Annotated in this window: 3 protein-coding genes; 1 reads left to right on the top strand and 2 read right to left on the bottom strand. The window is 64.4% G+C overall.

The window, feature by feature from the left end; translation table 11 throughout:
- The coding region (locus tag EN964_RS32665) for a DUF2059 domain-containing protein (RefSeq protein WP_164776230.1) at positions 1–562 on the bottom strand (562 nt) is incomplete at its 3' end.
- Entirely contained in the window at positions 549–1,280 is a 732-nt protein-coding gene (rpiA, locus tag EN964_RS32660) for a ribose-5-phosphate isomerase RpiA (protein ID WP_127271162.1), read from the bottom strand. The genes rpiA and EN964_RS32665, both read right to left, overlap by 14 nt.
- A 625-nt stretch (positions 1,281–1,905) precedes the next feature.
- Here rpiA and EN964_RS32650 point away from each other — a divergent pair.
- Positions 1,906–2,094: HAD hydrolase-like protein (locus EN964_RS32650; protein ID WP_164776228.1), on the top strand; the 189-nt coding region annotated here is incomplete at its 3' end.

The following is a 2,094-nucleotide window of genomic DNA, read 5'->3' as shown; positions in this document are numbered from 1 at the left end:
CGCAATCGGCCGGGGCGGCGGCTCCGGGGGCGGGCGCGGCAGGTGCAGCCTGCGCCTTTGCCTTGGCGGCTGCGGCCAGCGTTTCGCCGACCTGCTGGGCGAGATCGCGGCCGAGGCCGTTCTGCCAGATGTCGGCTGCCTTGACCAGTTCGCGGGTCACCGTCGGGCCGCTATCGAGCAGCTTCTTGCCCGAATCGGAATTGTAGAAGGCGGCGATGTCGGTCAGTTCCTTTTCGGAGAACACTTTTGCGTAGGCGAGTGCGGCTTCCTTCTCGAGATCGGCGCGGCGCGAGGCCAGCGCCAGCGCCTTCTCGCTGATCGTCTTGCCGATCAGTTCCTGCATGTCCGGGTTCTTCTGGATCAGCTGCGATTCGAGCGCTGCGGCTGCCTGCGGCAGGATGTTGTCGAACGGGTCGGTCGCGTGGATCGCAGCGACCGCCGCGCGGGCGGCCTTCAGGTGCGATTCCGTGACATCCTGCGAAAACGCCGGCGAAGAAAAGGCGAAAACGGCCGAGGCCGCCAGAAGGACGGAAAGGCTGCGAACCCGGTTATGCAACGTCATGATCGGTAGAACTCCCTGGTTTTCGGGCGGCATGGACGGTTTGGATGCCGTCGCCGCCGGCGATGATGGCCGCTGAAGCCAGCCCGATGAAAAGACCATGCTCGACAACGCCCGGAATGGCGTGGAGAGCATTCGAAAGCGCTCTTGTATCCGGAATGCGGCCAAAAGATGCATCGAGGATAAAATGGCCGCCGTCTGTAACAAAAGCCTGGCCGCCCGTCATCCTCAATGTGACCGGCCCGGAAAGACCGAGCTTTTCAGCCGCCGCGGCAACCGCGATTTCAGTGGCGCGCAGGCCGAATGGATTGACCTCGATCGGCAGCGGAAAACGGCCGAGCGTCTCGACCATCTTGGAGCGGTCGGCGATGACGATCATGCGCTGGGACGCCGCGGCGACGATCTTCTCGCGCAGCAGCGCGCCGCCGCCGCCCTTGACCAGGGTCAGTTCCGGGTCGACTTCGTCGGCGCCGTCGACGGTGAGGTCGAGCTCTGGCGTTTCCTCCAGCGTCGACAGCGGTACGCCAAGTTCGCGGCACAGCAACGCGGTGCGCTCCGAAGTCGGCACGCCGATGACGGTCATGCCGGTGGCGACCTTTTCGGCAAGCAGCCGCACGAACTCTTCGGCCGTGGTGCCGGTGCCGATGCCGAGCCGCATGCCTTCGCTCACATGGGCGAGTGCTGCCCGCGCGGCTTCGACCTTCAACTGCCTTGCATCCATGTCGGTTATTGCCCCGGAAATTCGCTGCCGGGCTCGTAGCATTTTTGCCGGTCCGGTCAAAGCCCCAGGCGGCGGGTCCCCAGGTGATCCTGCGTAGGAATTATTTCCTTGACCGGTGAGGGCAGCTATGCTACATTTTTGGTTATGGTGCTGATTTGCGCCAACGACCCGCCGCTGTGGCGGGTTTTTCATTTCTGGAAGCTCGCCGCGAAATGTCCGGTCCGATGGGGCCTGCTTGCCCGGCGCGCTCGCCCAGGACAATCGCTTCAGGTTTTGGAATTCGCCCCGTCACCCTTTTCCTGACGCTGGCGCCGCCCCTCACCTGCCTGCCGGCATCCTCTCCCCGTATAGTGAGGGGCGCTCTCATCGGTGGTTTCGCCAATCACCAGCGTTGCAAGAAGGGCGCCGTCATTGCGGCCAGCCACTTCTCCCCGTCACTATACGGGGAGAAGTGCCCGGCAGGGCGATGAGGGGCAGCGCCGGCTTCCACAATTGGTGGTCCCGCCACACGTTGAAACTGTCACCGGTCTGAAGCGATTGCCAAGCCGGCTTGCCCCCAGTCAGCTTGCCTTGACGCGCCGCAGCCGCTATCGCCTGCCCATTGCACACCTGCCCAGGACAGACCATGACCCGACCAATCATCGTGTTCGACCTCGACGGTACGCTGATCGACACAGCGCCGGACCTGCTCGACAGCCTGAACCACAGCCTTGCCGCCAGCGAGATCGCCGCGGTCGACGAAGCCGGCTTCAGGCGTTTTGTCGGTCACGGCGGCCGGGTGATGATCGAGCGGGCGCACGCCGCCCATCAGCGA

It is taken from the genome of Mesorhizobium sp. M7A.F.Ca.CA.001.10.2.1 (genome assembly GCF_003998575.1).
Lineage (GTDB): Bacteria > Pseudomonadota > Alphaproteobacteria > Rhizobiales > Rhizobiaceae > Mesorhizobium.
This window is presented reverse-complemented; position numbering and strand designations above follow the sequence as displayed.

What these genes read in the sequence shown, in the direction of transcription:
- rpiA (WP_127271162.1), bottom strand. Translation starts at nt 1,280, where the DNA reads ATGGATGCAAGGCAGTTGAAGGTCGAAGCCGCGCGGGCAGCACTCGCC.